Here is a 26,484-nt window from a genome sequence, read left to right as displayed (position 1 = left end):
GCTGTTCCGATGGATTGCAGGTCTGGTCGAAGGCTGAATGATTGGATATATTCAGCCGAACCGAGCTTGAATGAATCCATCCGCAGAGGAGCCGGGACATGGTGCAGCAGCAGGCGAGCGGGCCGCGTGAGGTGCGTGCGGCGCGCGGGACGGGACTCACGACGCAGGGCTGGCAGCAGGAGGCGGCCCTGCGGATGCTGATGAACAACCTCGACCCCGAGGTGGCCGAGCACCCGTCGAAGCTGGTCGTGTACGGCGGCACCGGCAAGGCGGCGCGGGACTGGCGCTCCTTCGACGCCATGGTGAAGACGCTGCAGGGGCTGAAGCAGGACGAGACCATGCTGGTCCAGTCCGGGCGGCCGGTCGGCGTCATGCAGACCCACGAGTGGGCGCCGCGCGTGCTGATCGCCAACTCCAACCTGGTCGGCGACTGGGCCAACTGGGAGGAGTTCCGCCGGCTGGAGAGCCTCGGGCTCACCATGTACGGCCAGATGACCGCCGGCTCCTGGATCTACATCGGCACCCAGGGCATCCTCCAGGGCACCTACGAGACCTTCGCCGCCGTCGCCAACAAGCGCTTCAACAGCACGCTGGAGGGCACCATCACCCTCACCGCCGGCCTCGGCGGGATGGGCGGCGCCCAGCCGCTGGCCGTCACCATGAACGGCGGCGTGGCGATCTGCATCGACTGCGACCCGTCCCGGATCTCCCGCCGGATCGAGCACCGCTACCTGGACGTCGAGGCCAAGGATCTCAGCCACGCGCTGGAGCTCGCCACCGCCGCCCGCGACAAGAAGCAGCCGCTCTCCATCGGCGTGCTGGGCAACGCCGCCGAGCTGGTCCCGCAGCTGCTCGCGATGGACGCGCCGATCGACATCGTCACCGACCAGACCAGCGCCCACGACCCGCTCAGCTACCTGCCGGTCGGCGTCGCCTTCGAAGACATGGCGGACTACGCGGCCGCCAAGCCCGCCGAGTTCACCCAGCGCTCGCGCGAGTCGATGGCCCGGCACGTCGAGGCGATGGTCGGCTTCCTGGACCGCGGCGCCGAGGTCTTCGACTACGGCAACTCGATCCGCGGCGAGGCCCAGCTGGCCGGCTACGACCGCGCCTTCGCCTTCCCCGGCTTCGTCCCGGCGTACATCCGCCCGCTGTTCTGCGAGGGCAAGGGCCCGTTCCGCTGGGCCGCGCTGTCCGGCGACCCGCAGGACATCCACAAGACCGACAAGGCCGTCCTCGACCTCTTCCCGGAGAACGAGTCGCTGCACCGCTGGATCAAGATGGCCCAGGAGAAGGTGCACTTCCAGGGCCTGCCCGCGCGCATCTGCTGGCTCGGCTACGGCGAGCGCGACAAGGCCGGTGAGCGCTTCAACGACATGGTCGCCTCCGGCGAGCTGTCCGCGCCGATCGTGATCGGCCGCGACCACCTGGACTGCGGCTCGGTGGCCTCCCCGTACCGCGAGACCGAGGCGATGCTGGACGGCTCGGACGCGATCGCCGACTGGCCGCTGCTCAACGCCATGGTCAACGTGGCCTCCGGCGCCTCCTGGGTGTCCATCCACCACGGCGGCGGCGTCGGTATCGGCCGCTCGATCCACGCCGGCCAGGTCACCGTCGCCGACGGCACCGCGCTGGCGGGCGAGAAGATCCGCCGGGTGCTCACCAACGACCCGGGCATGGGCGTCATCCGGCACGTGGACGCCGGGTACGACCGCGCCACCGAGGTCGCCGCCGAGCGCGGTGTGCGCGTCCCGATGGGTGAGCTGTGAGCTCCAGCTTCGAAGCGATGTGGGCGGAGCTGCTCCCCGTGGGCCGCTCCGCCGCCTCCGGCGGCTACCGCCGCTTCGCCTGGAACTCCGCCGACGCCGAGTGCCGCGCCTGGTTCGAGCAGCAGGCCCGCAGCCGAGGCCTGACGTACGAGCTGGACCGCAACGGCAACCAGTGGGCCTGGCTGGGCGACCCGACCGCCCCGGGGGCGATCGTCACCGGCTCGCACCTGGACTCCGTCCCGGACGGCGGCGCCTTCGACGGCCCGCTCGGGGTGGTCTCCTCCTTCGCCGCGCTGGACGAACTGCGCGGTCGCGGGGCCGAGTTCGACAAGCCCCTGGCGATCGTCAACTTCGGTGACGAGGAGGGCGCCCGGTTCGGCGTGGCCTGCATCGGCTCCCGGCTGACCGCCGGGGTGCTCTCCCGCGAGGCCGCGTACGAGCTGCGCGACGCCGGCGGCCTGCGGCTGCCCGACGCGATGGAGAAGGCCGGCTACGACCCGACCGCGATCGGCGCGGACGAGGAGCGGCTGGCCCGGATCGGCGCCTTCGTCGAACTCCACGTCGAACAGGGCCGTCACCTCGCAGAGGGGCAGCCGGTCGGCGTGGCCGGTGCGATCTGGCCGCACGGCCGCTGGCGGTTCGACTTCCACGGGGAGGCCAACCACGCCGGCACCACCCGGATCGAGGACCGCCGCGACCCGATGCTGACGTACGCCAACACGGTGCTCGCCGCCCGCAAGAAGGCGAAACTGGCGGGCGCGCTGGCCACCTTCGGCAAGGTCGCGGTCGAGCCCAACGGCACCAACGCGATCGCCTCGCTGGTGCGCGGCTGGCTGGACTCCCGGGCCGCCGACGAGCGCACCCTCACCGAGCTCGTCGCCGAGATCGAGCGGGCCGCCGCCGAGCGCGGCGAGCGCGACGGCGTCCGGGTCGAGCTGACCCGCGAGTCCTACACCCCGGTGGTGGACTTCGACGGCCCGCTGCGCGACCGGCTCGCCAAGCTGCTCGACGCCCCGGTGCTGCCCACCGGCGCGGGACACGACGCCGGGATCCTGGCGTCCGCGATCCCGACCGCCATGCTGTTCGTGCGCAACCCCACCGGCGTCTCGCACTCCCCGGCCGAGCACGCCGAGGTGGCCGACTGCCTGGCCGGGGTCGCCGCCCTCGCTGACGTACTGGAGGATCTGGCGTGTCATTGACCTCAGTGACCTACTGGGCGCAGCACGCCTGGCTGCCGCACGGCAACGGGCCGGTGGTCGAGCCGGACGTGCTGATCACCACCGGCCCCGACGGCCGGATCGTCCGGGTGGAGCCGGACAGCGGGCCCTGCCCGCCCGGCGCCGTCCGTCTCGACGGACTGCTGCTGCCCGGCCAGGCCAATGCTCACTCGCACGCCTTCCACCGGGCGCTGCGCGGGCACGTCCAGGTCGGCTCCGGGACCTTCTGGACCTGGCGCGACACCATGTACCGGTTCGCCGGCGCGCTCGACCCGGACAGCTACCTGGAGCTCGCCACCGCCGTCTACGCCGAGATGGCGCTCGCCGGGATCAGCGCCGTCGGCGAGTTCCACTACCTGCACCACGCGCCCGGCGGCGCCCGCTACACCGACCCGAACGCGATGGGCGAGGCGCTGATCGAGGCAGCCGCCCGGGCCGGCATCCGGATCACCCTGCTGGACACCTGCTACCTGTCCTCCGGCTTCGGCGCCGAGCCGACCCGCCCGCAGCTGCGGTTCAGCGACGGCGACGCCGAGGCCTGGGCGGTCCGGGCGGACGCGCTCAAGCCGCGCGAGCACGCCCGGATCGGCGCCGCCATCCACTCGGTCCGGGCCGTCCCGGCCGGGCAGTTGGGCACCGTCGCGCACTGGGCGGCGATGCGCAAGGCGCCGCTGCACGTCCACCTGTCCGAGCAGACCGCCGAGAACGACGCCTGCCTGACCGCGCACGGCGTCACCCCGACCCGGCTGCTCGCCGACCACGGCGCGCTCGGCCCGCGCACCTCGGCCGTGCACGCCACCCACCTCACCGACGAGGACGTCAAGCTCCTCGCCGACTCCTCCACCACCGTCTGCATGTGCCCCACCACCGAGCGGGACCTCGCCGACGGCATCGGCCCGGCCCGCCGGCTCGCCTCGGCGGGCAGCCCGATCAGCCTGGGCAGCGACAGCCACGCGGTGATCGACCCGTTCGAGGAGGCCCGGGCGCTGGAGCTGGACGAGCGGCTGCGGACCAGGACCCGCGGCCACTGGACGGCGAACGCGTTGCTGCGGGCCGGTGGCGAGGACGGGCACGCCTCGCTGGGCTGGCCCGAGGCCGGGCGGGTCGAGGCCGGGGCGCTCGCCGACTTCACGGTGATCGCGCTGGACTCCGTCCGCACGGCGGGGCCGCCGCCTCGGCTCGGCGCCGAGATCGCCGTGTTCGCGGCCTCGGCGGCGGACGTGCGGCACCTGGTGGTCGGCGGACGGCACGTCGTCCGGGACGGCGTGCACCAGCTGGTGGCCGACGTGCCGGGGGCGCTGCGCTCCGCGATCGGCGCGCTGGACTACTGATTTCCCTGTTGATTCCCTTGTTCAACTCCCTTCGGAAGGCGTTGTCTTGAGCACCAGGACCACCTTGATCACGGGCATCGGCAGCCTGGTCACCAACGACCTCGGGCGCGGCACCGGACCGCTCGGCCTGCTCGCCGACGCGGCCGTGGTGATCGACGGTGACACCGTCGCCTGGGTCGGCCCGGCGGCACAGGCCCCGGCGGCGGACGAGCGCTTCGACGCCGAGGGGCGGGCGCTGTTGCCCGGCTTCGTCGACTCGCACGCCCACCTGGTGTTCGCGGGCGACCGCACCGCCGAGTTCAACGCCCGGATGTCCGGGCAGGCGTACTCGGCGGGTGGCATCCGCACCACGGTGGCGGCGACCCGGGCGGCGAGTGATGCCGAACTGGACGCGAACGTGGCGGGGTTCGTCCGGGAGGCGCTGCGCCAGGGCACCACCACCATCGAGTGCAAGTCCGGTTACGGGCTGACGGTCGAGGACGAGGCCCGGGCGCTGCGGATTGCGGCCCGGCATACCCCGGAGACCACCTACCTGGGCGCGCACATCGTGGCCCCCGAGTACGCCGAGGACCCGGCGGGTTATGTGGACCTGGTCACCGGCGAGATGCTGGACGCCTGCGCGCCGCACGCCCGTTGGGTGGACGTGTTCTGCGAGAAGGGCGCCTTCGACGGCGACCAGGCGCGGGCGGTCCTGACGGCGGGGATCGAGCGCGGCCTCACGCCCCGGGTGCACGCCAACCAGCTGACGTACGGGCCTGGCGTGCAGCTGGCGGTGGAGTTGGGGGCCGCCTCGGCGGACCACTGCACCCACCTGACGGACGAGGACGTGGCGGCGCTGGCGGGCTCGGCGACGGTGGCGACCCTGCTGCCGGGGGCGGAGTTCTCCACGCGGGCCGAGTACCCGAGCGGGCGCCGGCTGCTGGACGCGGGGGCGGTGGTCGCGCTGTCGACGGACTGCAACCCGGGTTCCAGCTTTACGAGTTCGATGGCGTTCTGCATCGCGGTGGCGGTACGGGAGATGGGGATGACCCCGGACGAGGCAGTCTGGGCGGCCACGGCGGGCGGTGCGCATGCGCTGCGGCGCAGTGATGTGGGGACGGTGGTGGTCGGCTCGCGCGCGGACCTGCTGCTGCTGGACGCCCCGTCGCACGTGCACCTGGCCTACCGCCCGGGCGTGCCGCTGACGGCGGCGGTGTGGCGGGCGGGCGTCCGGGAGGTCTGAGCTCCGGGACTGTAGACGGCCCCCGCGCCCCCGGGGTGGCGGGCGCGGGGGCTTCTTGCTCACGGGGTGGGGATCAGGTGGTCGAACTCGCCTGCCTTGGCGCCTTGGAGGAAGTCGGCGAAGTTGAGGCGGGTGGTGCGGACGATGACGTCCGCGTCGTCGGACTCGCGCACTTCGAGCGAACCGTTGATGGAACGCACCTCAACGCAGTTGTCGCTTGAGGCCGAGTAGCTGGACTTCTGCCACGCGGAGCTAGACATGCTGGCCTGCCATTTCTTCCTTGATCGACTGCATGAGGTCACGTGACTTCTCCTCGGAGAGCGCCGTGGAGTCCATCATGGCAAGGAGGGCACGGAACCTTGTGAGGTGGGCTGGGCTGTCGAAGAGCTGCCCACCATGGCCTGTGTCCATCTGCGCAGCGTCCAGGTCCGTTATCGGCCCTTCGGCATAGGTGAAGTTCTCGCACGGGCTCGGGACCGCGCCGGCAGCGAACGGTACGACTCGGACCGAGATGCTGGGCTGCTCCGAGTCGGTCATGAGTGCGTCGATCTGCTCGATGTTGACCTCCGGATCACTGAACTGCATGCGCAGGGCTGCCTCGTGGATGAAGGCAGAGTACGGCGTCGCTCCAGATCGGATGATGCGCTGTCGCTGCATGCGGAAGGCCGTCTTGAGATCGACCTCGTGACGCAGCGGTGGCGGGTAGGCCTGAGCGAACAGCGCAGCCGTGTAGGCGCCGGTCTGGAGCAGGCCAGGGATGAACGTGGTCCCATAGGCCGAGAGTCTGTGGGCGTGACCCTCCAGTTCGGCGATGTCGAGGAAGTCTGTTGCCAGGGTTTCCCGATACTCCTCCCACCACCCGGGCTTGCCTCGCTCGGTGATGATGTCGGCGAGCGCGTCGATCAGCGGTTGGTTCGAGCACATGCATGTCGTGGCGATCGTGTGCAACCGCTCCACGCTGATGCCGATCTTCCCCGACTCCATCTGCGTCACCTGGGCCGGGTTCATGCCGACCGCTCGGCCGAGCTGGCTGCCGCCGAGGCCGACCTGCTCTCGCATCCTCCGCAGTTCTGTTCCCAGCCTGCGCTGACGGAGTGTGGGGTTCGTACGAGCCATGGTTCCTTCCGGGGCGAGGGGGGTTCCCAGTCTGCCGCGCTGGCCTGACGTGGGTCCATCTCAGGCCTCCAGCCACGATCGAGGGAATATTTGGATTCCATGGAAATTTTCTCATGGGTCTGAGTTATCGTCGTCCACAGCTCGATCCGACGGATCGTCAGTAATGCCTGCATCCAGGGCAGTAGGCGCCTGCTGCCCGCACGCCGTAGAGCAGCCGCCGCCCCGGCCTGGCTCACGGTGACGACCGTCCTCACCTCTCCCCACACCACAGCCTCACGGAGGTTCCCGTGTGCACCCGTAACACCCCCTCGCTCACCCTCTCCCGCCAGGCCCTGCGGGACGCCATGACCCGCAGCGGCGGTTGGGACGCCGACATCATCTTCAACGCCGAACTCGCCCTCTGCGAGCTGATCGTCAACGCCTGGCGGCACGGCGGCACCCCCGCGCCCGTCGTCTGGTTCTCCATCCTCAACCAGACCCTCCGGGTCACCGTCTCCGACGAGAGCGACGCCCTTCCCCAGCTGCGAACGTCCTCCGGCCTCGCCGAGACCGGCCGAGGCCTCCAGCTGGTCGAGGGCCTCACCCACCGCTGGGGCGTCGACCCGCAGAAGCGCGGCAAGACCACCTGGTACGAAGTGGACTCCACGCCGTGAGCCGCGACCCCATCGCGCCCGACGACCCCCGGATGCGCGACTACACCGAGCCCCAAATCACCACCCTCCTCGGCGAGTTGCACCGGCGCGGCCTGCCGCACGGTCTCCTCTGGGGCTCCGCCGCTCCCGGCGAGACGACCCTCGACGGCCGCATCCTGATCGACTTCGGCAACGCGCCGGTCAGCACTCTGCTCAACCTCCTCCACCTGCTCCGCGACCTGGAGCGCGACGAGGCGTGGCACCGGTGAAGTTCTTCGTCGGCGCGATCCTCGTCGCCCTCCTCGCCCTCGCGATCGCCACCGTCGCCCTCGGCGTCCTCGCCACCCTCAAGATGCCCCGCCCCGAGGAGCCCGACGACCAGCCCTGAAACCCACGCGCAGGCCCTCGCCCACCCAGGCCGAGGGCCTCGCAGGCAATATCAGGCCCGCGTGACTGGGATCACGTGCATGGCGTGAAACCCCGTCAGCCGGTTCGTCGATCTCATCACCGTAGTGGTGAGTTCCGTGAGCGCGTACGGGGGTGTGGCACATGGGTGAGTCCTCGGTCGCGAAGGCCGTCCAGAAGGTCACCGGCATGTGGTGGCCCGACGCCGACCCGGACAAGCTGCGCACGATCGCCGACGCCTGGGACGCGATGGCCACCGCCATCGACAACGTCACCGCCCCCACCAACCAGGCCGCCGCTGCCATCGTGGCCAACAACCACGGCCCCGCGATCGACGCCTTCGGCAAGTTCTGGGGCCGGTACTACGGAGGCAAGGACAGCGCGGGCAAGGGCAAGGGCTGGCTGCCCGAGACCGCCGAGGCCTGCCGTGCCCTGGCCAAGGCGCTGCGCGACTTCGCCCACGAGGTCGACAAGGCCATCAAGAAGCTGGAGGAGGAGGCCGCCATCGTCGGCGGCACCCTCGTCGTCGGCACCGCCCTGGCCATCGTCACCTTCAGCATCTCGGCCGACATCGCCGCCGCCACCGCGGCGGGCATCGTCGCCACCGCCGCGGCAGTGGGCGTCACCGTCTCCGAGGCCATCGCCACCATCGCCGCCACCGTGCTGGTCGGCGCCGCCTTCGGCGCCGTCGAGGCCATCACCGTCGACCTCGCCGTCGCCCAGCCCATCCGCGTCGAGCTCTTCGGCGACGGCGGCTACAGCCTCACCGAGGCCGCCGACTCCGCCAAGACCGGCGGCATCATGGGCGGCGCCGGCGGCGGCCTCGGTGCCGGCGCCCGCGTCGTCTCCACCGCCGCCGAAGGCACCGAGAACGCCTCCGTCGCCCTCGCCGGCCTCGCCAAGGTCGCCAACGCCGCCGACACCGTCCCCGGCCGCATGATCACCGGCGCCGGCCTCACCTACGGCTACGACACGGCCTTCAAAACCGGCCCCGTCATGCCCCTCGACCTCGCCCTCGGCGCCGTCGGCAGCGCCGCTGGGCCCCGCGCGCGCTCCACTGAGAGCGCCCCTTACGTGCCCAAGCACGCCAAACCGGTCGAGCTGCCGATGCCCGGCAGGCTGCCCCCGCGCGAGTACGTCGAGGTCCACCCGAGCGTCGCCAAGGTGACCACCGAGCTTGCGCGCGTGCCACCCAAGGTCTTCAACAAAGTTTGGGACTACCTGAAGGCCGCGCCCGGCGGCGGAATCAGCATCGGCCCGAGACCCATCACCGAACTTCCGGGTGGTTTCCACCTCGGCGGGGTCAGGCCGGTGGGAGGCAGCGCACCGGCAGAACACGTCGCAGGCATGTACCTGCCCCTGGAGCGCAGGCTCCTTATCAATTCGAGCGCGGAGACGCCCAGCAGCGTCGCCGTCCACGAGTTCGGGCACGCGGTCGACGAGGCCTACGGCTTCAAGAGTCGCCAGCCGGAGTGGCAGCATGTGCAGCAGCAGGTCCTCGACCGGATCGGCGGCAATCCGAAACTGGACGCCTACACCCGCCAGCCGCACGAGTTCTTCGCCGAGGCATTCAACCACTGGACCGCGAACAAGCTGAAGGCATTCACATTCGGCGACCGTGAGGCGGCGAAGATCCTGAAGGAGTACTTTGAGCGAGCATTCTGAGCCCTACGAAGTCACCGCGCACCCGATGCTCGACGCCGACGGCGTCACCATCTGGCAGAAGTACGGCGGAAGGACTGCGGAGGGGTACCACTACGACGGGTGGCACAAGATTCAGCCCGGCGACCCCCGTTACGACGAACTGCTCCCCCAGGCACGCCAGAACCCACAGGACGCCGATGACGACGACGACCTGGACGACGACCTGGACGAGGGCGAGAGCACGGTCCACCCCGAGACCCTGGCCATGCTGATGGACATGCAGCGCAGGACGACCGAGCGCGAGGCGGGCCGGTAAGGCGCGCCCGGGATACCCGTCCCGCCCCGAGGAGCGCGACGAGCTTGAACACGGCGGGGCCCTCGCCCACCCGGGGCGAGGGCCCCGCGAGTGCCGTTGTAGCACTCCGCCCGCGCCACGTGATCAACCTCGCTCGGCTGGTCGATGGACGTCCCAAGTATCAATCCAGGTAGGCCAAGGCATCCACCACGAGTGATCGCGCTGCGGCACCTCGCGCCGCCCCCTGCGAGAGCCGCTCAAAGGCGCGGGCGTACAGATCGACCTGACTGGGCTGCATGAGCGTCGAGGCGGCGTCCAGAGTGTCCGCGTGGACTCTGGTGCCATCGAAGATCGTGAAGGTCGGCATGGGCCACACGGTCCGTTGCTCCGCGAACGGGACGATGCCCACGGTGACCTTCGGGAGATCCATGACTCCGAGCAGGTGGCCGAGTTGCGCCGCCATCGTCTCGGCGCTGCACACGCGGTACCGCAATACGGATTCCTCCAGTACGAACGAGAACCGGTGAGCGCCGTTGTTCAGTACCACGTTGCGCTTCATGCGGGCGGCCACGGCGTCACTCACGTCGTTCGGGGTTCGCCGGAAGTCCGCGATGGACGACAGCAGGGCGGTCGCATATCCGGGGGTTTGGAGGAACCCGGGGATCACGTCAGAGACGTAGACCCGGAACACCTTGGTCTGCTGATACAGATCTCCGGTCGACTCTTGCAGACGACGAAGCCCACTTCGCTGAAGTCGCCGCCACTGCACATGAGCGTCGGCGGACTGCCGGTTGGCGGCGATCAAGTCAGCGACTTGATCGCCGGCATCACAGGCTCGGCACCACGCCTTGATGTCAGCGTCGGAGGGAGGTGTCTTGGCGTTCTCGATCCGGGACGACTTCGATTCCGACCAGCCGCACCTGGCAGCCAGCTCCCGCCCGCTGAGCTCCGCGTCCTTCCGAATCTCGCTCAGCCGACCGGCAAGGGCTTCGCGGGCCTTCTGAACGGATGGAGAGGGGTGCGCGGGCATGAAGCTGGCCTTCGTCAGATCTCGTACAGATGGTGCGGGAGTGCTCGCTCCCAGACAGCTTCGAACGCGGTGGCGCACAGTTTCACGGTGTCGGGGTCGGCCGTGATCTCATCCTCGACCACGGCGCCGTCCCCGGAGAAGTGGTGCACGCGGAGCAGTTCACCATCGAACAGCCAGAAGTCGTTCCCCGGAAGAGGGATGCTCGTGGCTTGTCGCCGTGGCAGCCAGCGGACCAGCTCGCCCGCCGTGACGTTGGCGTGGGTGACGTAGTGCTCCCACCGGATGTACTCGGACACGGGCTCAGATACGACCCGAGCCCGACGGATGACCACGCCCCGCGCCACGGCGTCCGTGATCAACTGGTCATAGGGATGCCACCAGGACTGGCGGTCCGCCCAATTGATCCGCGCACCGCGTTGCCAGGCCTCGAACCGCTCCGTCGGGGCATAGGAGTCCCGCAGCTCCAGATGGACAGCGGACCGGTGGCACTGCTCAAGCAGCTCAGCGAAGCTGGGCACGCTCGATGGCATCACACGCCTCCCTGATCATGGGCACCATTCGGGCTGGAAGCCTGACGATGGCCTCATTGTCGGGCACCGATCCATTCGCGGGGCTGCTTCCCTCGCATTCCGCCTTCGTCTCGGGGCGCGGGTTCCACCCCTGGAAGAGGATCTCCTGAGCCTCCGGGTCCACCCACACGGTGGGGCAGTGGTCCCGGTCGGTGTTGGGGTCGATGCCAACGAACTCAACGGCCATGGCCGGCTCCCTGGTCTAGGTGCTTGCTCGGGCTTGCGCAAGCACTTCTGAGCAGCTGATGTGCAGTCAACAGTGCTGGTCGGGAGAACAATTGGCGTGCAAGACAGTACGCCCGGCTCGCGGGGCTAGTGATCAACGGCGAGTCCAACCGGATCACGGCTCGCCTGCTCACCGAATGTGATGTCGAGCCCGCTCTTACAAGCGATGGACTCCACGTCGTTCGGCGGGAGTTGAGCGCATCGAGCAGTGCTGTTGGCCCGAGCGCGGGATGCCAGCCGCCGGTTCCGGCGCTCAGAGAACCGGCCCTCGTAGGCCACCACGACCCCTGTCCCGGCCGTCCGGGGAAGGAACTGGCTCGGACAGGTCAGCAAGGGACACGACAGGCAGAGGGAACCACCTCAGCCTGACCGACCGAAAGGGGAAGAACATGGGCAAGCGCGGAGGCGGATCCGGCGACGGCAAGGGCGGCAACACCTCCGACGGCTCGTCCCCGGCGGGCGGCGGCAGGTGACGGGCGAAACGCACCAGGAGGCGGGTCCCCAGGGGCTCGCCTCCGCGCTGGTGGCCAGCGGCGCGCCCTCCTCGGACTGGCTCCCGTCCTCCAACTCCATGCCCACGATGGTGTTCTCGATGCTCCAGGATCTCGACGTCCGGCCTGGCGACAGGGTGCTGGAGATCGGAGCCGGCACGGGTTGGAACGCGGGCTTCCTCGCCCACCGCCTGGGCAGCCCCAACATCGTGACCGTCGAGTACGACCCCGATGTCGCCCGAGGCGCCCGCGAGAACCTGGACCGGGCCGGACTCGGGCCGACCTTGGTCGAAGGCGACGGACGGCAGGGCTGGCCGGAGGGTGCTCCTTACGATCGGATCACCGCCACGTGCTCACTGCTGGAGATCCCTCCGGCGTGGCTGGCGCAGACGGCCCCCAGCGGAATCATCATGGCGCCGTTCGGCATCGAGTACGGTGGCGAGCAGATCGTCCGGCTGACCGTGAACGACGACGGCACCAGCGCGAGCGGCAGGTTCACCCGCAGCTCCGCGTTCATGCGGCTGCGCCAGCAGCGTACGGACCGGCTGCCCTTCGAGGACTACCTGCGCGGTCAGCGACGCGGTCCGCAACCTGATCACCTCCTGAGTCAGGCCCGTCTGCCGCTCGGGCTCTTCTGGGGCTCCGCCTCGGCCGGCGAGAAGACCCCTCGACGGCCGCATCCTGATCGACTTCGGGAACGCGCCGGTCAGCACGCTGCTCAACCTTCTCCACCTGCTCCGTGACCTGGAGCGCGACGAGGCGTGGCACCGGTGAAGTTCTTCGTCGTCGCCCTCCTCGCCCTCGCGATCGCCACCGTCGCCCTCGGCGTCATCGCGACCCTCCAGATGCCCCGCCCCGAGGAGCCCGACGGCCAGCCCTGAAACTCACGCGCAGGTCCTCGCCCACCCAGGCGAGGGCCTGTCAGCGAACCTGGTCGCTCTTCGGCCCGATGCCTTCGATCCTGGTCGGAGTTCCGTCCGGGGCGAACGGGTGGCGGAAGGTGAAGGCGTGCGGCGCGGAGCCGTGGCCGTGGAGGTGTTCCAGCCTGGAAGCCCCGTCCTGCCAGGTGGGTATCACGCCGTCGGAGACCCACCAGAACACGTAAAGCGGGTGCCCCGTCCTCTCGAACCAGTCGTAACGCCTGTTCAGCGCCTCACGGTGCAGACCGGTGTAGATGGCGTCGAAGGCGGGGCGCAGGTCGGTCCAGAGTGAGAGGGTCGCGGCCAGGGCGGTGGTTTCCGGCGTACGGCCCTTGTCGTACCAAGTCGGTACGGCGAACTCTCCCCATGCACCCCAGTCCGCCTCGAAGAGCGTGCCCCGGTCGCCGTCTGCCGCTTCAGCGCGCGCGAGGTATCCGGGGTGCTGACTGATCGTCTGGTAGGCGGCCTCACCACTGTCGTAGAGCTCGCGCGTGAGAGGGCCGGGATCGGCGAGAGGTGACTTCAGGACTCCGAATGTGTACAGCGCAAGATGAGGCATGCGTTTCTCCCTGGTTGGGGGTGCTGGGTGGATCCGGTTCGGTGGCTTACGCATGGGGACGAGGGTTTGTGGGGCATGACCGACTCATCCCGTCGCGGGTGGCGCAGCCTGAAGGAACTCCGGTGCGACCGTGGGCGATCGCCGAGGACCAGGTGAAGGTAGCCGCCTCTGCGGGCCATGTCGAAGTTGCGTTTTCCCTGCCCAAGTGGCCTCTTGCACCGTCACTGCGGGGGGCTGGGGGCTGGGGGCGGTGACGGGCGAGGCAGTCGGGTGCCGTTCCCGGGCTGAGCGGAAGAACAGGTTGGCAGTGGACCCGGTTGCCCGGCGCAGGAAGTCGGCCGAGCCGACTTCCTGCGCACTCAGGCGCCCTCTATGCGGCCAATGACCTTCGCAGGAAGTCCAGTTCGTGCCGCAGCAGGTTCTCCACCACCGCCTCGTCCGTCGGCCGGTGGCCGGTCGCCCGCAGCGGCAAGACCTCGTGGAGGCGGCCGGCGGCGAGCAGGGCGTGGGAGAGCCGCAGGGTGTGGGCGGGGAAGACGTTGTCGTCCGCGAGGCCCTGAATCAGCAGGAGCGGCCGACGCAGCTTCGGTGCCTCGGTGGTCAGGTCGCAGGAGTCGTAGTGCTCGGGGTGCTCGTCGGGGTGGCCGAGGAAGCGTTCCTGCCAGTGGGTGTCGTACATCCTGTGGTCGGTGGGGGCGGCCCCGGCGGAAGCAGCGTGGAAGACGTCCGGGCGGCGCAGCACCGCGAGGGCGGCGAGGAAGCCGCCGTAGGACCAGCCTCGGATGCCGACCCGGTCGAGGTCGAGCAGCCCGGGCCGTAGCCGGGCGGTCTCGTGCAGGCCCTCGATCTGGTCCTCCAGTGCGGGACCGGCCTTGTCGCCCCAGATCGTCTTGTCCCACTTCGGCCCGCGCCCGGGGGTGCCCCGGCCGTCCACCACCAGCACTGCGAAGCCCTGGTCGGCGAACCACTGGGACACCTGCTCGTGCCAGGCGCCGCCGGTGGTGACCTTCTGCATGGCCGGCCCGGCGTACGGGTCGAGCAGGACGGGCAGCGGGCCGTCGGCGGGACGGTGGCCGGTGGGCAGGAAGAGGTTGGCGCGCAGCTCCTGCGGGCCGAGCCGGAGCAGTTCGGGGCGAGCGGTGACGACGGGTGGCTCCGCGTGCGAAACCAGGGAGAGCGCCGGACGGCCCTCGCGCAGGACGGTGGAGCGGCCGTCGGGGGAACGGGTAGTGAGCACCAGTGTTCCGCCCCGCGCCACCCCGTCGTGCAGACCCGGGCCGTCGCTCAACTTCCGCACGCCGAAGCCCGGTTCGTACGTCCACAGGTGGGTCTCGGTGGGTTCCTCCGAGGCGGTGAAGAGCACCTGCTCGCCCTCCGTCCCGAGCACAGCCCGCAGCTGCAGCCCGTCCGGCGTGACGGGCTTGCCGTCGACGGTCAGCTGCCGGGTGTCGCCGTCGTCGGCGGTGTCGACCAGCGCGCCGCCCGCCGTCCGGACCGGAAGCCCGGGGACCAGTTCGACCCAGTGCGGGTCCGTCCGCTCGGCGAGCACCCGGGTGGCGCCGTCCGGCTCGATCGCCAGGGTGCGGACGGTGCGCTGGTCGCGGCTCTGCACCGCGGCGTACGGGCCATGGCCGTCCCAGCCGGCGGCGGTGAGGTACTCGAAGGCGGTGCGGTCCCAGTGGACCTCGGTGCGACGGCCGTCGAGACCGAGCAGCCAGAGCGAGACGTCGGCGTTGGCGGTGCCGGCCAGCGGGTAGCGGATGGCGCGCGGCTGCTGCTGCGGGTCGGTGGGGTCGGCGAGGAACCAGCGGGTGACCGAGCGCTCGTCGACCCGGGCGACCAGCAGCGCGGTGCCGTCGGGGGACCACCAGTACCCGCGGTCGCGGTCCATCTCCCCGGCGGCGACGTACTCGGCGAGGCCGTACGTGACGTCACAGGAACCGGCCTCCGGCTCGGCCAGCGCCCGGTCGTCCGTACCGTCCGCGCCGACCACCCGCAGGGCGCCGCCGCTGACGTAGGCGATCGTGCGGCCGGTCGGGTCCAGCCGCACCTCCTGCGGCTCGCGAGCGGAGGGGACCGGGCGCACGCCACCCCCGGCGGTGTCGGTCAGCCACAGCGCACCGTTCAGCGCGAACGCGACGAGAGAGCCGGTGGCGTCGGTGCTGTACGAGGCGATGCCGGTGGCGGAGCCCAGCTTGGCCGGGTCGACCACCAGCCGCTCCGCACCGGTCGCGGTGTCCAGCGCCCAGAGGCAGGAGAGCGGGTCGGTGCCGGTCCAGCCGCGCAGGAACAGCACGGTGGCGCCGTCGGCGGAGGGCTCCGGCTGGACGGGGACGCCCAGGGTGAACCGCCGGGTGCGGGCTAGCTGCTGCGGGAACGAGTCGGTGGCCATGCGGGCACCGTAGGCAGAGAACGGCCGAGGCCGCCGTGGATCTCAGGAATCCACGGCGGCCTCGGTGTCTTACCGGGACGGACGTCAGTGCACGTCGCCCATGAGCTTGACGACCTTCTTGCGGTACATCGCCAGCGCGATACCGGCGATGATCGCCAGGACGCCCTGCACCGCGAAGTACGCGGTGCCGCCGACCACCTTGTCACCCAGCACCAGCTGGACGATGGCCGCGACGCAGTCGCCCGCGGTGACGGCGAGGAACCAGACACCCATCATCTGGCTGGCGTACTTCGTGGGGGCCAGCTTGGTGGTGACGGACAGGCCGACCGGGGAGAGGGTGAGCTCACCGACGGTCTGGACCAGGTAGACCATGGCCAGCCACAGCGGGGTGACCTTGGTACCGCCGGAGGCGGCGCCCATCGCCAGCATCATGACCAGGAAGGAGGCGCCGATCATCAGCAGACCGAAGGCGAACTTCATGGTGGTGCTGGGGTTCTTCGACCGGCGGGCCAGGGCGACCCAGATCCAGGCGAAGACCGGGGCCAGCGCCATGATGTAGAGCGGGTTGAGCGACTGGAACCAGGTGGACGGGAAGTTGAACCCGAACAGCGTGGACGCGGTGTGCTCGTCGGCGAAGATGCTCAGCGTCGAGCCGGACTGGTCGTAGATCATCCAGAACACGGCGGCGGCGACGAAGAACCAGATGTAGCCGCTCATCTTGGACTGCTCGGCGGAGTCGAGGTCCTTGTCGCGCTTCACCTTGGTGAAGACGATCACCGGGATGGCGATGCCCGCGATGGACAGCGGCCAGATCGCCCAGCCGATGGAGAAGGTGCCGGTGGCGCCGAGGACCGCGTAGATGACGACGGCCACGGCCAGCCAGATGCCGGCCTTGGTGAAGATCTTCCGCTTCTCGTCCGCGCTGATCGGCGAGGTGACGATGTCGCTCTTCGGGCTCAGGTGGCGGGTGCCCAGCAGGAACTGGGTGAGGCCGAGGGCCATGCCGACACCGGCCAGGGCGAAGCCCAGGTGCCAGTTGACACTCTGGCCGACGGTGCCGATGACCAGCGGGGCCGCGAAGGCGCCGAGGTTGATGCCCATGTAGAAGACGGTGAAGCCACCGTCACGACGCGGGTCGTTCGGGCCGTCGTACAGGTGGCCGACCATCGTGGAGATGTTGGCCTTGAGCAGGCCGGAGCCGACCGCGATGAACGCGAGGCCGACGAAGAACGATGCGCTGAACGGGACCGCCAGCAGGAAGTGGCCGATCATGATGATCGAGCCGCCGAGCGCGACGGTCTTGCGGGCACCGAGGAAGCGGTCCGCGATCCAGCCGCCCGGGAGGGCCAGCAGGTAGACCATGGCCGTGTACACGCTGTACACGGCGGCGGCGACGGCCGTCTTCATGGCGAGGCCGCCGTCTGCGACGGAGGCGGTCATGTAGAGCACCAGCAGGGCGCGCATGCCGTAGTAGCTGAAGCGCTCCCACATCTCGCTCATGAAGAGAGTGGCGAGTCCCCGGGGGTGGCCGAGGAAGGTCTTGCCGCCGGGAGTGGCCGACTTGACGCCGGTGTCCAGGGTCGTAGACGCCATGAGTAGTGGTTCCTTGCCTGATCGCGTCCGCCTAGGGGGGTGGCGGCGGACGAACTTGGACCACTGTACGTGGCGATATTTGGCGTTATCAGATGACAAAAACCACGTATCAGGTATGGGAATGGCAAAGTTCGGGCCAGATGCGCCCGATTGATCGATGGTAGACCGGCGGCTCTTCCTTCGGTTTCAAGATCCAAGCGGGGATTCTTCACCGAACGCCCGGTTGGCCACGCCCTGTTGACCCCCGACAACCCTCTATATAACGATCACGCTCTGTGAACTACCTCACAGGGCGTACGGGTATACCCGAGCGGACTACCATCACCACATGACCTGTGTGCTGCTCGCCGAGGATGACCCGGCGATCTCCGAACCGCTCGCCCGGGCCCTGCGACGGGAGGGCTACGAGGTGCTCGTCCGCGAGGACGGTCCGACCGCACTCGCCGCCGGCCTCACCGAGGAGGTCGACCTCGTCGTCCTCGACCTCGGCCTGCCCGAGATGGACGGCCTTGAGGTCTGCCGCCGCCTGCGCGCGGACGGCAAGAGCTGCCCCGTCCTGGTGCTCACCGCCCGCGCGGACGAGGTGGACACCGTGGTCGGCCTGGACGCCGGCGCCGACGACTACGTCACCAAGCCCTTCCGCCTGGCCGAACTGCTCGCCCGCGTCCGGGCCCTGCTCCGGCGCGGCAACGTCGACCAGCTCACCACCGGTGCGCACGGGGTGAAGATCGACATCGAGTCCCACCGCGCCTGGCTCGGCGAGGAGGAGCTGACCCTCTCCGCCAAGGAGTTCGAGCTGCTGCGCGTCCTGGTCCGCGACGCCGGCCGGGTGGTCACCCGCGAGGAGATCATGCGGCAGGTCTGGGACACCACCTGGTGGACCTCCACCAAGACCCTGGACATGCACATCTCCTGGCTCCGCAAGAAGCTCGGCGACGACGCGGCGAACCCGCGCTACATCGCCACCGTGCGCGGAGTGGGGTTCCGGTTCGAGAAGAATTAGCCCCGTACGGAGATCGTGGCCGGGCGGCGGCCGATGAAGCGCAACACCTCGGGGAGCGGCAGCGTGAAACGCCGGATGATCAACTCGCTGCTGGTCGTCGTACTGGTGGTCGTCGTGGTGTTCTGCGTGCCGCTCGCCCTGGTCGAGAAGCGGACCATCGTCAACTCGGCCCAGGACCGGGTGGACGCCACCGCCGTCCGGGTGCTCGCCCTGGTGGAGAGCCGACTCGCCGCGGGCGAGGGGGTCAGGGAAGGCCGGGTCTTCGAGAGCCAGGTCACCGAGGGCAGCTACGTCGAGGTGCAGATCCCCGGCCAGCAGGTGCTCTCGGCCGGAGACCGCCCAGCCGGCAACCACCTGCTGAGGGCCGCGGAGCACGGCACCAGCGGCGAGATCGTCACCGTCGAGCAGTCCCGCGAGGACGTCGACCACGAGATCGCCAACAACCTGCTGCTGCTCGGCGTGGTCGCCCTGCTGGCCGTCCAGGCCGCCGTGGCGCTCGCCGTCTGGCAGGCCAAGCGGCTCGCCCGGCCGCTCACCGACCTCGCCGAGACCGCCGAACGGCTCGGCTCCGGCGACCCCCGCCCGCGCGACCGCCGCTACGGGGTGCCCGAACTGGACCGGATCGCCGAGGTGCTGGACACCAGCGCCGAGCGGATCGCCCGGATGCTCACCGCCGAACGCCGGCTCGCCGCCGACGCCTCGCACCAGCTGCGCACCCCGCTCACCGCGCTGTCGATGCGGCTGGAGGAGATCACCGCCCTCGCCGAGGAGCCGGAGACCGTCAAGGAGGAGGCGACCATCGCCCTCCAGCAGGTCGAACGGCTCACCGACGTCGTGCAGCGGCTGCTCACCACCCAGCGCGACCCGCGCAGCCCCACCGCCGTCGCCTTCGACCTGGACGAGGTGATCAAGCAGCAGGTGGAGGAGTGGGGCCCGACGCTGCGCGAGCAGGGCCGGGTGCTGTCCCTGGAGGGCCTGCACGGGGTCACCACGATCGGCACCCCGGGGACGGTGGCCCAGGTGCTGGCCACCCTGATCGAGAACTCGCTGATGCACGGCGCCGGGACGATCACCCTGCGGGTGCGGCCCTCGGGCACCTCGGTGGTGGTCGAGGTCCAGGACCAGGGCGCCGGGGTGCCGGCCGACCTCGGCAACCGGGTGTTCGAACGCGCGGTCAGCGGCCGCAACTCCACCGGCATCGGCCTGGCCGTCGCCCGCGACCTCGCGGAGGCGGACGGCGGTCGACTGGAGTTGCTCTCGCTGAAGCCCGCGGTGTTCGCGCTCTTCCTCGGCCGAAGCCACCAGGACTAGTCGCGAGGACCGGTTACTAGGCCTTGCCGAGTTGCATGTCGCGGACCACGTCGAGGTCGGTGAAGGTGGGCGGCGCGTCACAGAGCGCCACCATCTCGCGGAAGATCCGGTCCGTCTCGGGGAGCTTGGAGTTGCGCATCGCCTCCTCGTAGGAGGGGAACTCCACGATCTCCACCACGTGCCGGGCGTCCGAGCGGTCGGTGCCGACCACCGCGTGCGAGGCGGTCCGGGTGCCCTTGGTGGCCTCGACCCAGGTGTCCATCAGCTGGTTGAGGTCGTCGAGCCTGTCGGTCTTGCAGTCGATGATCTGGACGAACGCCATGGCGAGCCTCCTGCGACCCCCTCGGCCTCGATCGTCCGCCGGCCGTACTCACCCGGTAACCACTCTCCTCTCGCGGAGGCGGGCCGGACAAGGGGCGGGAGCCGGGCAAGGGGCGGAGCCGGACAGGGGGGGCGGGAGCCGGGCAAGCGGCGGAAGAGGGCTACTCGGCCTTGGCGTAGTGGATCTGCTCGGTGGCGAGCATCAGCTCGGCCTGGGCGGCCAGCTCCTGGCCGCTGGCGGCGTCGGCGACGGCCGGCTCGGGCTCGGGGAGGGCGGTGAACACCCAGGTGCGGTACGAGATGAAGCGGAACACGGTGGCCACGGCGAGGCCGATCACCTTGGCGCCCAGCTGCTCGTAGTGCGAGTCCAGGTGGAGCACGTAGACCGTGAAGGCGAGCACGCCGGTCTCGATCAGCATGCCGATGCCGCTGAACACCAGGAACAGAGTGATCTCCCGCTTGCGCGAGGCGGCGTCGCGGTCCCGGTACAGCCAGTAGCGGTAGCCGAGGTAGTTGGTGGCGATCGCGATCACCGTCGCGGCGATGTTGGACCGCAGTGAGGCCAGGCCCAGGCCGTTGATGCAGACCCAGAAGACGGCGAAGTTGATGACCACGCCGCTCAGGCCGACGATGCCGAACTTCACGACTTCGCCCGTGAGCCCGCGCACCTTCTGCACGAGCGGGGGTTTCGAAGCTGCGGTCGTCGCCATACCGGGTGGCCTCCATGTACCTACGGGAAAAAGGGTGTCCCACTGGGCCGGGGACACCCCTTGAGCCCTGCGTGCACGCACATGATCCGACCGCGCGGACGAGGACCTAGCCGTCCAGGCTACCCGCTTCCACCGAACGGCTCAGCCGTCCGGGCCAGGGGTTGACATCTACGCGCGTCCACTACTCACGGCCCCACCGCGGCTCCATGGTCCCCCACCGGCCCGGATATCCTGGCGGCGTGACTTCCCCGGGCAATGTGAATTTTCCAGTGGTGGGCATGATCGGTGGCGGGCAGCTGGCCCGCATGGCACACCAGGCGGGAATCCCGCTCGGGGTCAGGTTCAAGCTCCTCGCCGACACCCCCCACGACTCCGCCGCACAGGTGGTCTCCGACGTCGTCCTCGGTGACTACCGCGACCTCGACACCCTGCGTCGCTTCGCGGCCGGCTGCGACGTCATCACCTTCGACCACGAGCACGTCCCCACCGAGCACCTGCGGGCCCTGGAAGCCGACGGCATCGCCGTCCGCCCCGGCCCGGAGGCACTGGTCAACGCCCAGGACAAGGGCGTGATGCGGGCCAGGCTCGACTCCATCGACGTGCCCTGCCCCCGGCACCGGATCGTCGCCGACCCGGCCGACGTCACCGCCTTCGCCGAGGAGGGCACCGGCTACCCGGTCGTGCTGAAGACCGTCCGCGGCGGCTACGACGGCAAGGGCGTCTGGGTCGTCGACGACGAGCGGGAGGCGCAGGCCCCGTTCCTGGCCGGCGTCCCGGTGCTGGCCGAGGAGAAGGTCGACTTCGTCCGCGAACTGGCCGCCAACGTGGTCCGCTCGCCCAGCGGCCAGGCCGTCGCCTACCCGGTCGTCGAGAGCGTCCAGGAGAACGGCGTCTGCGCCGAGGTCACCGCCCCCGCGCCGGACCTCGACCCCGCCCTCTCCGACGAGGCCCAGCAGCTCGCCCTGCGGATCGCCGGCGACCTCGGCATCGTCGGCCACCTGGCCGTCGAGCTGTTCCAGACCCGGGACGGCCGGATCCTGGTCAACGAGCTCGCCATGCGCCCGCACAACTCCGGGCACTGGACCCAGGACGGCGCCGTCACCTCGCAGTTCGAGAACCACCTGCGGGCCGTCCTCGACCTCCCGCTCGGCGACCCCCGGCCGCGCGCCAAGTGGACCGTCATGGTCAACGTCCTCGGCGGCGACTACCCGGACATGTACCACGCCTTCCTGCACTGCATGGCCCGCGACCCCGGGCTGCGGATCCACATGTACGGGAAGGACGTGAAGCCCGGCCGCAAGGTCGGCCACGTCAACGTCTTCGGGGACGACCTCGACGACGTCCGCGAGCGCGCCCGCCATGCGGCCGCCTACCTGCGAGGAACGATCACCGAATGACGAACCCTGTCGTTGGCATCGTGATGGGCTCGGACTCCGACTGGCCGGTCATGGAGGCCGCCGCCCAGGCCCTGGACGAGTTCGAGATCCCCTACGAGGTGGACGTCGTCTCCGCCCACCGGATGCCCCGCGAGATGGTCGCCTACGGCGAGAACGCCCACCAGCGCGGCCTGAAGGCGATCATCGCGGGCGCCGGCGGCGCGGCCCACCTGCCGGGCATGCTGGCCTCCGTCACCCCGCTGCCGGTCATCGGCGTGCCGGTGCCGCTGCGCTACCTGGACGGCATGGACAGCCTGCTGTCGATCGTCCAGATGCCGGCCGGCGTTCCGGTCGCGACCGTCTCGGTGGCCGGCGCGCGCAACGCGGGCCTGCTCGCGGTGCGGATGCTCGCCGCCTTCGACCCCGAGCTCACCGAGAAGATGACCGACTTCCAGGCCGAGCTGAACAACCAGGCCACCGAGAAGGGCAAGAAGCTCCGCGCCAAGGTGGCCGGTTCCTCGTCCTTCGGCTTCGGCAAGTAAGACCCGCCGACGGGGTGGGGTAGAACAATCCGTATGACTTCTCAGACGGATCAGACGGACTCCGCCACCCCGCTGGACCGCGCCCGCGCCCTGCTGCGCACCGCCCCCGTGGTGGACGGTCACAACGACCTCCCCTGGGCGATGCGCGAGCAGGCCGGGTACGACCTCGGCGCGCTCGACCTCGCCGCCGACCAGAGCGACCGCCTGCACACCGACCTCGCCCGCCTCGCGGAGGGCGGGGTCGGCGCGCAGTTCTGGTCCGTCTACGTGCCCGCCTCGCTGGCCGGCGACCACGCGGTGAGCGCCACCCTGGAGCAGGTCGACTTCGTCCACGCCCTGGTCGAGCGCTACCCGGACCGGCTGCGTCTCGCCCGCACCGCCGCCGACATGGAGGCCGCCCGCGCCGAGGGCCGGATCGCCTCGCTGATGGGCGCCGAGGGCGGCCACTCGATCGACTGCTCGCTGGCCACCTTGCGCGCCCTGTACGAGCTCGGCGTGCGCTACCTGACGCTCACCCACAACGACAACGTGCCGTGGGCCGACTCCGCGACCGACAAGCCGGTGGCCGGCGGGCTGACCCGGTTCGGCGAGGAGGTCGTCCGGGAGATGAACCGGCTCGGCATGCTGGTGGACCTCTCGCACGTCTCCGCCGACACCATGCGGGACGCCCTGCGGGTCACCGAGGCGCCGGTGGTCTTCTCGCACTCCTCCTCGCGCACGGTCTGCGACCACCCGCGCAACATCCCGGACGACGTGCTCGCCCAGCTGCCCGCCAACGGCGGGGTGGCGATGGCGACCTTCGTCCCGAAGTTCATCCTGCCCGCCGCCATCGAGTGGACCCTGGCCGCCGACGAGAACATGCGCGCCCACGGCTTCCACCCGCTGGACACCGCCCCGCCGGCCATGGAGCGCCAGCGCGCCTTCGAGGCGGCCAACCCGCGACCGATCGCCACCCCGGCCACCGTCGCCGACCACCTCGACCACATGCGCGAGGTCGCGGGCATCGACCACATCGGCATCGGCGGCGACTTCGACGGCACCGCCTTCCTGCCGGACGGCCTCGACTCGGTGGCCGGCTACCCCAACCTGGTCGCCGAACTCCTCGGCCGCCACTGGTCGGAGGCCGACCTGGCCAAGCTCACCTGGCACAACGCCGTCCGCGTCCTGCGCGACGCCGAGTCGGTCGCCACCTCCCTGCGGGCGAGCCGCCGACCCTCCATCGCCACCATCGCCCAGCTGGACGGCTGACGCTCAGCCCAGCCGCGGGATCTCGATGGCCGGGCACCTGTCCATCACCATCGAGACCCCCGCGGCCCGGGTCCGCCCGTACGCGGCCTCGTCGACGACCCCGAGCTGGAACCAGACCGCCTTCGCCCCGACCGCCACCGCCTGGTCGGCCACCTCCCCGGCCAGCTCGGAGCGGACGAACACGTCCACCACGTCGACCGGGAACGGGATCTCAGAGAGCGCGGTGTAGCCGGGCTCGCCGAGGACCGTCTCGGCCTTCGGGTGCACCGGCACGATCCGCTTGCCGTAGCGCTGGAGCACCTCGGCCACGCCGTGGGCGGCCCGGGCGGTGTTGTTGGACAGGCCGACCACGGCCCAGGTGTCGCCGCTGCTGGTGAGGATCTCGCGGACCGTCGCGTCGTCGCCGTAGTTCGTCATGCCGGTGCCAACGACGGCCGCGGGTGCGGGATTCCTGGGGCCGGGGTCAGCTGGGGCGGCCGAGGGCGCGGTAGGTCCAGCCGGCGGCGCGCCAGGCTTCGGCGTCGAGGACGTTGCGGCCGTCGAGCAGGCGGCGTTCGGCGACGACGGCGCCGAGCTCGGCCGGGTCGAGCTCGCGGAACTCGGCCCACTCGGTGAGGTGGAGGACGACGTGGGCGCCCTCGGCGGCCTCCAGGGCGGAGTCGGCGTACGCCAGGGAGGGGAACATCTTGCGGGCGTTGTCCACGGCCTTCGGGTCGTAGACGGTGACCTGGGCGCCCTGGAGCTGGATCTGGGCGGCCACGTTGAGGGCGGGGGAGTCCCGGATGTCGTCCGAGTTGGGCTTGAAGGCGGCGCCGAGGACGGCGACCCGGCGGCCCAGGAAGCCGCCGCCGCACTGCTCGCGGGCCAGCTCGACCATCCGCGAGCGGCGCCGCATGTTGATCGAGTCGACCTCGCGCAGGAAGGTCAGCGCCTGGTCGGCGCCGAGTTCGCCGGCCCGGGCCATGAACGCCCGGATGTCCTTGGGCAGGCAGCCGCCGCCGAAGCCGAGGCCGGAGTTGAGGAACTTGCGGCCGATCCGCTCGTCGTGCCCGAGCGCGGTGGAGAGCAGCGTGACATCCGCGCCGGCCGCCTCGCAGACCTCGGCCATCGCGTTGATGAAGGAGATCTTGGTGGCCAGGAAGGAGTTGGCGGCGGCCTTCACCAACTCGGCGGTCGCGTAGTCGGTGACCAGGAACGGCACCCCGGCGGCGATCGGGTCCGCGTACACCTCGCGCAGCAGCCGCTCGGCCCGCTCGCTCTGGGCGCCGACCACGATCCGGTCCGGGCGCAGGGTGTCCTGGACGGCGAAGCCCTCGCGCAGGAACTCCGGGTTCCAGGCGAGTTCGGCGGCCTCGCCGACCGGCGCCAGCGCGGCCAGCCGCTCGGCCAGCCGGGCCGCCGAGCCGACCGGCACGGTGGACTTCCCGACCACCAGGGCGGGGCGGGTCAGGTGCGGCGCGAGGTCCTCGATCGCGGTGTCCACGTACGACATGTCGGCGGCGAACTCGCCCTTGCGCTGCGGGGTGTTGACGCAGATGAAGTGCACGTCGCCGAACTCGGCGGCCTCCTTGGCGGAGGTGGTGAAGCGCAGCCGCCCGGTCGAGCCCTCGTGCCCGGCCACGTGCTTGAGCAGCAGTTCGGACAGGCCCGGCTCGTACATCGGCACGCGGCCGGCGGTGAGCGTGGCGATCTTCTCGGGGTCGATGTCCAGGCCCAGCACCTCGAAGCCGAACTCGGCCATCGCGGCGGCATGCGTGGCGCCGAGGTAGCCGGTGCCGATCACGGAGATGCGGAGGGTCACGGGTTCCCCTTAGTGCAGGTTCGACCAGTAGAAGGGTGCCCCTGATGCTATCCGCCCCGCTCCGGTCGGCACCGATCGCCCGCACACCGAGGACGCTAGGCACCCGCAGGTCGGAGCCCTAGGATCTCTACTGAACGGTAGTTAACCGCGATTCGACTCGGATCAGACGTCGTTCGGACGTCGGTCACTGGACGACGAGGCAGGCATCATGGCGGGCAGCGCAGGAGCGGCTGACTTCGATCTCTTCCGCATCTCCGAGGAGCACGAGATGCTCCGTGAGGCGGTGCGTTCGCTGGCCGAGGCGAAGATCGCTCCGTTCGCGGCGGAGGTGGACGAGCAGGGCCGGTTCCCGCAGGAGGCGTTGGACGCGCTGACGGGCAACGACCTGCACGCGGTGCACGTGCCGGAGGTGTACGGCGGTGCGGGGGCGGACGCGCTGGCGACGGTGATCGTGATCGAGGAGGTCGCGCGGGTGTGCGGCTCGTCGTCGCTGATCCCGGCGGTGAACAAGCTGGGGTCGCTGCCGGTGCAGCTGTCGGGTTCGGAGGAGCTGAAGGCGAAGTACCTGGGGGCGCTGGCGCGGGGCGAGGGAATGTTCTCGTACTGCCTGTCGGAGCCGGAGGCGGGTTCGGACGCGGCGGGGATGAAGACCCGGGCGGTGCGTGACGGTGACTTCTGGGTGCTGAACGGTGTGAAGCGGTGGATCACCAACGCGGGGGTGTCGGAGTTCTACACGGTCATGGCGGTGACCGATCCTTCGAT

At 70.4% G+C, this 26,484-nt stretch carries 27 protein-coding genes and 1 pseudogene; 16 read left to right on the top strand and 12 right to left on the bottom strand.

Translation table 11 applies throughout. The annotated features are described in order from the left end of the window. Positions 1–98: 98 nt before the first annotated feature. Genes hutU through hutI form a run of 4 tightly spaced genes read left to right on the top strand, consistent with a single transcriptional unit; the run spans position 99 to position 5,539 of the window. Positions 99–1,769 (top strand): urocanate hydratase, encoded by a 1,671-nt coding sequence (gene hutU, locus ACIG5E_RS27710; RefSeq protein ID WP_396537762.1) that lies wholly within the window; start codon positions 99–101, stop codon positions 1,767–1,769. Positions 1,770–1,786: 17 nt separating this feature from the next. Continuing rightward, a complete protein-coding gene (locus ACIG5E_RS27705) occupies positions 1,787–2,968 on the top strand; it encodes an allantoate amidohydrolase (protein ID WP_396537876.1) in 1,182 nt (393 codons plus the stop codon). Then, positions 2,965–4,317, top strand: coding sequence for a formimidoylglutamate deiminase (locus ACIG5E_RS27700; protein WP_396537874.1), 1,353 nt, complete (start codon positions 2,965–2,967; stop codon positions 4,315–4,317). Before ACIG5E_RS27705 ends, ACIG5E_RS27700 begins: the two co-directional genes overlap by 4 nt. A 46-nt stretch (positions 4,318–4,363) precedes the next feature. Continuing rightward, a complete protein-coding gene (gene hutI, locus ACIG5E_RS27695) occupies positions 4,364–5,539 on the top strand; it encodes an imidazolonepropionase (protein WP_396537760.1) in 1,176 nt (391 codons plus the stop codon). Positions 5,540–5,598: 59 nt separating this feature from the next. Here hutI and ACIG5E_RS27690 read toward each other — a convergent pair whose 3' ends face one another. Next, positions 5,599–5,799, bottom strand: coding sequence for a DUF397 domain-containing protein (locus tag ACIG5E_RS27690; protein WP_396537758.1), 201 nt, complete (start codon positions 5,797–5,799; stop codon positions 5,599–5,601). After that, on the bottom strand, positions 5,792–6,655 hold the full coding sequence (locus ACIG5E_RS27685; RefSeq protein WP_396537756.1) for a helix-turn-helix domain-containing protein: 864 nt from the start codon (positions 6,653–6,655) through the stop codon (positions 5,792–5,794). The genes ACIG5E_RS27690 and ACIG5E_RS27685 overlap by 8 nt, the downstream gene beginning before the upstream one ends. Positions 6,656–6,942: 287 nt before the next feature. Here ACIG5E_RS27685 and ACIG5E_RS27680 point away from each other — a divergent pair, with 287 nt between their 5' ends. The 5 genes from ACIG5E_RS27680 (at position 6,943) to ACIG5E_RS27660 (ending at position 9,652) form a co-directional block, all read left to right on the top strand. After that, positions 6,943–7,308: an ATP-binding protein gene (locus ACIG5E_RS27680; RefSeq protein ID WP_396537754.1), complete on the top strand. Its 366-nt coding sequence runs from the start codon at positions 6,943–6,945 to the stop codon at positions 7,306–7,308. Continuing rightward, positions 7,305–7,556: a hypothetical protein gene (locus tag ACIG5E_RS27675; RefSeq protein ID WP_396537753.1), complete on the top strand. Its 252-nt coding sequence runs from the start codon at positions 7,305–7,307 to the stop codon at positions 7,554–7,556. The genes ACIG5E_RS27680 and ACIG5E_RS27675 overlap by 4 nt, the downstream gene beginning before the upstream one ends. Then, a complete protein-coding gene (locus ACIG5E_RS27670; protein WP_396537751.1) occupies positions 7,544–7,675 on the top strand; it encodes a hypothetical protein in 132 nt (43 codons plus the stop codon). Before ACIG5E_RS27675 ends, ACIG5E_RS27670 begins: the two co-directional genes overlap by 13 nt. A gap of 161 nt (positions 7,676–7,836) precedes the next feature. Continuing rightward, the gene (locus tag ACIG5E_RS27665; protein ID WP_396537749.1) at positions 7,837–9,357 is read left to right on the top strand and encodes a hypothetical protein; all 1,521 of its coding nucleotides are present in this window, start codon (positions 7,837–7,839) and stop codon (positions 9,355–9,357) included. Next, positions 9,341–9,652 carry a hypothetical protein gene (locus ACIG5E_RS27660; RefSeq protein WP_396537747.1) on the top strand — a complete coding sequence of 104 codons (312 nt, stop codon included), beginning with the start codon at positions 9,341–9,343 and terminating at the stop codon, positions 9,650–9,652. Before ACIG5E_RS27665 ends, ACIG5E_RS27660 begins: the two co-directional genes overlap by 17 nt. A 160-nt stretch (positions 9,653–9,812) precedes the next feature. Here the strand turns inward: ACIG5E_RS27660 and ACIG5E_RS27655 are convergent, their stop codons facing one another. The 3 genes from ACIG5E_RS27655 to ACIG5E_RS27645 are packed head-to-tail and all read right to left on the bottom strand — an operon-like array spanning position 9,813 to position 11,417. Next, positions 9,813–10,661: a helix-turn-helix domain-containing protein gene (locus ACIG5E_RS27655; protein WP_396537745.1), complete on the bottom strand. Its 849-nt coding sequence runs from the start codon at positions 10,659–10,661 to the stop codon at positions 9,813–9,815. Positions 10,662–10,675: 14 nt separating this feature from the next. Continuing rightward, positions 10,676–11,191 (bottom strand): DUF6879 family protein, encoded by a 516-nt coding sequence (locus tag ACIG5E_RS27650; RefSeq protein ID WP_396537743.1) that lies wholly within the window; start codon positions 11,189–11,191, stop codon positions 10,676–10,678. Beyond that, entirely contained in the window at positions 11,163–11,417 is a 255-nt protein-coding gene (locus ACIG5E_RS27645; RefSeq protein ID WP_396537741.1) for a hypothetical protein, read from the bottom strand. The genes ACIG5E_RS27650 and ACIG5E_RS27645 overlap by 29 nt, the downstream gene beginning before the upstream one ends. Before the next feature lie 609 nt (positions 11,418–12,026). Between ACIG5E_RS27645 and ACIG5E_RS27640 the strand changes: the two genes are divergently transcribed. Next, positions 12,027–12,689 (top strand): methyltransferase domain-containing protein, encoded by a 663-nt coding sequence (locus tag ACIG5E_RS27640; protein WP_396537872.1) that lies wholly within the window; start codon positions 12,027–12,029, stop codon positions 12,687–12,689. A 178-nt stretch (positions 12,690–12,867) separates the two neighbouring features. Here ACIG5E_RS27640 and ACIG5E_RS27635 read toward each other — a convergent pair whose 3' ends face one another. The 3 genes from ACIG5E_RS27635 to ACIG5E_RS27625 all read right to left on the bottom strand — a co-directional run bounded on the left by ACIG5E_RS27635 (position 12,868) and on the right by ACIG5E_RS27625 (position 17,410). Then, positions 12,868–13,425 carry a DUF3291 domain-containing protein gene (locus tag ACIG5E_RS27635; RefSeq protein WP_396537739.1) on the bottom strand — a complete coding sequence of 186 codons (558 nt, stop codon included), beginning with the start codon at positions 13,423–13,425 and terminating at the stop codon, positions 12,868–12,870. 370 nt (positions 13,426–13,795) lie between these two features. Then, positions 13,796–15,817: a prolyl oligopeptidase family serine peptidase gene (locus ACIG5E_RS27630; RefSeq protein WP_396537737.1), complete on the bottom strand. Its 2,022-nt coding sequence runs from the start codon at positions 15,815–15,817 to the stop codon at positions 13,796–13,798. Between the two features lie 84 nt (positions 15,818–15,901). Then, on the bottom strand, positions 15,902–17,410 hold the full coding sequence (locus ACIG5E_RS27625; protein ID WP_396537735.1) for a peptide MFS transporter: 1,509 nt from the start codon (positions 17,408–17,410) through the stop codon (positions 15,902–15,904). 328 nt (positions 17,411–17,738) lie between these two features. On the opposite strand from ACIG5E_RS27625, the gene ACIG5E_RS27620 reads away from it, so the two are divergent. Together ACIG5E_RS27620 and ACIG5E_RS27615 are read left to right on the top strand one after the other, a co-directional pair. After that, entirely contained in the window at positions 17,739–18,413 is a 675-nt protein-coding gene (locus ACIG5E_RS27620; protein ID WP_030290974.1) for a response regulator transcription factor, read from the top strand. 63 nt (positions 18,414–18,476) lie between these two features. Further along, positions 18,477–19,724, top strand: a complete 1,248-nt coding sequence (locus ACIG5E_RS27615) for an ATP-binding protein (RefSeq protein ID WP_396537733.1) — start codon at positions 18,477–18,479, stop codon at positions 19,722–19,724. 28 nt (positions 19,725–19,752) lie between these two features. Here ACIG5E_RS27615 and ACIG5E_RS27610 read toward each other — a convergent pair. Both ACIG5E_RS27610 and ACIG5E_RS27605 read right to left on the bottom strand, forming a co-directional pair. Beyond that, a pseudogene (locus ACIG5E_RS27610) lies at positions 19,753–20,046 on the bottom strand (ester cyclase); the annotation flags it as partial. A 160-nt stretch (positions 20,047–20,206) separates the two neighbouring features. Continuing rightward, entirely contained in the window at positions 20,207–20,755 is a 549-nt protein-coding gene (locus ACIG5E_RS27605) for a GtrA family protein (protein ID WP_396537731.1), read from the bottom strand. Positions 20,756–21,012: 257 nt separating this feature from the next. Between ACIG5E_RS27605 and ACIG5E_RS27600 the strand changes: the two genes are divergently transcribed. From ACIG5E_RS27600 to ACIG5E_RS27590, 3 genes are read left to right on the top strand one after another with little or no spacing between them, the layout of a single operon-like run. Continuing rightward, positions 21,013–22,152 carry a 5-(carboxyamino)imidazole ribonucleotide synthase gene (locus ACIG5E_RS27600; protein WP_396537729.1) on the top strand — a complete coding sequence of 380 codons (1,140 nt, stop codon included), beginning with the start codon at positions 21,013–21,015 and terminating at the stop codon, positions 22,150–22,152. Continuing rightward, entirely contained in the window at positions 22,149–22,673 is a 525-nt protein-coding gene (gene purE, locus ACIG5E_RS27595) for a 5-(carboxyamino)imidazole ribonucleotide mutase (RefSeq protein ID WP_396537727.1), read from the top strand. The genes ACIG5E_RS27600 and purE overlap by 4 nt, the downstream gene beginning before the upstream one ends. Positions 22,674–22,706: 33 nt before the next feature. Beyond that, positions 22,707–23,921, top strand: coding sequence for a dipeptidase (locus ACIG5E_RS27590; RefSeq protein ID WP_396537725.1), 1,215 nt, complete (start codon positions 22,707–22,709; stop codon positions 23,919–23,921). A 3-nt stretch (positions 23,922–23,924) separates the two neighbouring features. On the opposite strand, the gene ACIG5E_RS27585 is transcribed toward ACIG5E_RS27590, so the two are convergent. Further along, positions 23,925–24,338: a CoA-binding protein gene (locus ACIG5E_RS27585; RefSeq protein ID WP_396537723.1), complete on the bottom strand. Its 414-nt coding sequence runs from the start codon at positions 24,336–24,338 to the stop codon at positions 23,925–23,927. Between the two features lie 46 nt (positions 24,339–24,384). Then, entirely contained in the window at positions 24,385–25,722 is a 1,338-nt protein-coding gene (locus ACIG5E_RS27580) for a UDP-glucose dehydrogenase family protein (RefSeq protein ID WP_396537721.1), read from the bottom strand. A gap of 208 nt (positions 25,723–25,930) precedes the next feature. Between ACIG5E_RS27580 and ACIG5E_RS27575 the strand changes: the two genes are divergently transcribed. Then, positions 25,931–26,484: acyl-CoA dehydrogenase family protein (locus tag ACIG5E_RS27575; protein WP_396537719.1), on the top strand; the 554-nt coding region annotated here is incomplete at its 3' end.

This window comes from Kitasatospora sp. NPDC053057 (genome assembly GCF_044546945.1).
Lineage (GTDB): Bacteria > Actinomycetota > Actinomycetes > Streptomycetales > Streptomycetaceae > Kitasatospora.
Note: the sequence above shows the minus strand (reverse complement) of the source record. Positions and strands in the feature narration are given on the sequence as shown.